General features: G+C 48.4%; 3 protein-coding genes and 1 riboswitch. All 3 genes read left to right on the top strand.

Annotated features, from left to right (window positions below; translation table 11 throughout):
• The first annotated feature begins 286 nt into the window (after window positions 1-286).
• Window positions 287-366: riboswitch (adenosylcobalamin-variant (AdoCbl-variant) riboswitch) on the top strand.
• Window positions 367-374: 8 nt separating this feature from the next.
• The 3 genes from cobG (at window position 375) to QT996_RS28120 (ending at window position 3,383) form a co-directional block, all read left to right on the top strand.
• On the top strand, window positions 375-1,892 hold the full coding sequence (gene cobG / locus QT996_RS28130) for a precorrin-3B synthase (protein WP_333050765.1): 1,518 nt from the start codon (window positions 375-377) through the stop codon (window positions 1,890-1,892).
• 154 nt (window positions 1,893-2,046) lie between these two features.
• Window positions 2,047-2,676 carry a precorrin-8X methylmutase gene (locus QT996_RS28125; RefSeq protein WP_333050764.1) on the top strand — a complete coding sequence of 210 codons (630 nt, stop codon included), beginning with the start codon at window positions 2,047-2,049 and terminating at the stop codon, window positions 2,674-2,676.
• A complete protein-coding gene (locus QT996_RS28120) occupies window positions 2,673-3,383 on the top strand; it encodes a precorrin-2 C(20)-methyltransferase (protein ID WP_333050762.1) in 711 nt (236 codons plus the stop codon). The genes QT996_RS28125 and QT996_RS28120 overlap by 4 nt, the downstream gene beginning before the upstream one ends.
• Window positions 3,384-3,620: the final 237 nt, after the last annotated feature.

Here is a 3,620-nt window from a genome sequence, read left to right as displayed (position 1 = left end):
TTGTCGGTTGATGTTACCCACTCACAAAAGCGTTCCCAGACATTGGCGCTTTCGCGCTGCTGTAAGGTTGTTGTCATGGTTTTATGATTGCTGTATTTGGTTGTCAATGTTCGGATGATGTTTATATTATTAACGGTATTGTTAACCTTTGTAAAGGGGTGTAGCGACAGTTAAACTGATGACTGCGATTAGGAAAACTGATGAAACCAGAGAGATGGGCGATCGCCAGAAGTTTTGTTAAGAAAGTTGAGGGTTTTGCTTTCTGTGGGTCAGCTCGTGATACCTTTCTAAAACCTGAAAGCGGGAAAGTCCGGTGCAATTCCGGCGCTGTGCCGCAACTGTAAAAGTCAGAATGCCGATTTCGGGGGCGCTTTTTGGGCGTTTACTTTTGGATTCCCTGCGTAGCACGGGGAGGAGATTATTTGTTAGCTTTGACTGATTTGCCGACTTGTCCGGGTTTATTTTACGGTTCCCAAGCCCGAGACGGAGTTTTATCGAGGATGCGGATTCCGGGGGGAATTTTAAAGGCTCAGCAGTGTGGGGCGATCGCAGATTTAGTCGATCGATACAGTACCGGCTGTTTGCAAATAACGAATCGCGCGAATTTGCAAATCCGAGACTTAAACTCGGCGATTTCTCCCGAAGTTTGGCACGATTTGCAGGAATTGGGGATAGCGTCTCGCCACGTTGAAGTTGACCCGATTCGCAATATTATGGCAAGCCCGACAGCAGGTATCGATCGACAGCAGTTACTCGATACTCGCCCCCTAGTGAAAGCTTGGGATGATTACCTGCAAACGCATCCCGAATGGTCGGAACTTTCGCCTAAATTTAGTGTAGGTTTTGACGGCGGAGAATCGGTTTCGATCCGGGATTTACGCAACGATATTTTATTAGCTGCTGAAGGGCTTTCAACTCAATCAGAAATCGTTTTTCGGCTGCATTTAAACGGCGATACAGGAATTTTAATCCAAGAATCGCAATGTATTTTAGTATTAGCCGCCCTCGCTAGCGCCTATCTTGAATACACCAAAAATAGACCTCGAATTGATGGCAAAAAACCGCGTTTGCGTCACCTGCTGGCAGATTGGGGCGCTGAAAGTTATCTAGAAAGGGTACAGCAGAATTTACCATTTTTATTGCAATACACATCTTGCACCTTTCCCAAAAACACGCAAGATGCCTCATCTGAAAAATCCCTCCCCAATCACCGACATCTCGGCATTCATCCTCAGCGACAGTCCGGTTTCTCCTACATGGGAATTGTACTGCCTCTCGGTAGGCTAGAATCAAAGCAACTGCGGAATTTGGCAAATTTAACCCAAAAACTCGCCAGCAGTACCCTGAGACTTACGCCGTGGCAAAATCTGTTGATTTCTGATATCCCCAACTCCCAGCTTTTTGAGATAAAACAGCAAATCGCCGATTTGGGATTGCACTCGTCGGCGACTCGCCTAGATTCGTGCTTAGTTGCTTGTGCCGGCAGCAGCGGCTGTGCGTCGGCGGCAACAGATACTCAAAGTCACGCCCTAGCAATGGTGAGGGATTTAGCGCAAAAATTGACGATCGACCTGCCGATTAACATTCATTTCAGCGGTTGCCAAAAGTCCTGCGCCCAGCACCAGCCCATTGATATCACGCTGGTAGGAATTCAGATTGAGCGAGGAGACGAGACGATCGAAGGTTACGACATTTATGCGGGTAGAAAAGATTTGCCATTCGGACGACAAATTTTTCAGGCGGTGAGTGCGATCGAGATGCCCGATGCGATCGAGCGAATGTTGCGAGTGTATCAGCGGTTTCGAGAGCCTGTGGAGTCATTGGGTGAGTTTGTCGATCGGCAGGTGCTCGACCAATTGCAGGAGTTGTTGAGCACCGAAAATTGGAATTGAAAGTGAAAAAATATCCCATAAAAACACACAAATTTTAAGCATTGCTCTTTCTATCTCTCTTGAGATTTCTTCCTTCGCGTCCTTCACGCCTTCGCGGTTCATTCAAAAAATCTATTTCACAAATTCCACAAAATTCCCATAGCAGTTTTAAACAATGATTGACTACATTCGAGACGGAACAGAAATCTACATTAAATCCTTCGCCACAATTCGAGCCGAAGCAGATTTGTCAAGCTTGCCGCCCGATTTAGAATCGGTAGCCGTGCGACTAATTCACAGTTGCGGCATGACCGATATTGTTGCAGATTTAGCAGCTTCCCCCGGTGCAGCCACCTGCGGGCGCCAAGCCCTCGTCGCAGGTGCGCCGATTCTGTGCGATGCCCGGATGGTGGCCGAAGGCATCACTCGCAAACGCCTTCCGGCTGACAATCCGGTGATTTGCACCCTCTGGCATTCCGAGATCCCGGAGTTGGCGCGGCAAATCGGAAATACTCGATCGGCCGCGGCGCTTGATTTGTGGCTGGACCAGTTGCAGGGTGCGGTTGTGGCCATTGGCAATGCCCCGACTGCTTTGTTCCGACTACTGGAAATGCTGGATGCCGGAGCACCCAAACCGGCTTTAATTCTGGGTTTCCCGGTAGGATTTGTCGGGGCCGCCGAATCCAAAGCCGAACTGGCCACCAACAGTCGGGGAGTGCCATTTATTACGTTGCACGGGCGACGCGGTGGCAGTGCAATGGCAACGGCGGCCGTGAATGCGTTAGCGAAAAAGGATGAATTATGACTAAGGCTACTGGTAAATTGTACGGTTTGGGTATTGGCCCTGGCGATCCAGAGTTGATTACATTGAAAGCTTATCGGATTTTGCAATCGGTGCCGGTGATTGCCTATCCGGCGATGGAAAATGGTAAGGTGCTGGCGCGGGCGATCGTCGCAGATTATCTGCGGCCGGAGCAAATTGAGATTCCGATGCCGTTGCCTTTTAGTCCGACGCGATCGTCTCAACCTTATTATGATATTGCTGCCGAGAAAATTGCCGCACATCTGAGCGAGGGACAGGATGTGGCGGTCTTGTGTGAGGGCGAACCTTTTCTCTACGGCTCGTTTATGTATCTATTCAACCGTTTGTCCGCGACATTTACCACTGAAGTTGTGCCGGGAATTTCTTCGACAATGGCGAGTGCGGCTGCGTTGGGAGTGCCGCTGACTTATCGTAACGATGTGTTAAGTATTATGCCTGCGACGCTGGATGCTGAGGTTTTGCGCGATCGACTGGCGGTTGTTGATGCTGCTGTGATTATTAAGCTGGGCAGGCATTTTGCCAAAGTCCGGGACGTGCTCATTGAGTTGGGACAGTTCGATCGAGCTTTGTATATAGAACGGGCAACTATGCCAAATCAGCGCATTCGGGCGATCGTAGATGTCGATCCCGCTGAAGTTCCCTATTGGGCTCTCATTATGATCCCCAGCCAGCAAAAGTCTGTATCCTAATATTTCTATGCCTGAAGGCGACGAGCTTCCAGGCTTTCCCTACTTTTTGTCCATTCTTTGCCATTTATCCACCATTCCTGATATTAATAAGTCACTCTTATGGCTTTCATCAGTTAATCTGTTGTTAAAATACTTTACAAACCTGAGAATATGCTTTATATTTATTTACATGGCGGAACACAAAGCCGTCACGAACATTGAAAACCAAATAAAGCAATCATAAACAAATGACAACAA

The organism is Microcoleus sp. S13C4 (assembly GCF_036700865.1).
In the GTDB taxonomy this organism is placed as follows: domain Bacteria; phylum Cyanobacteriota; class Cyanobacteriia; order Cyanobacteriales; family Microcoleaceae; genus Microcoleus.
Note: the sequence above shows the minus strand (reverse complement) of the source record. Positions and strands in the feature narration are given on the sequence as shown.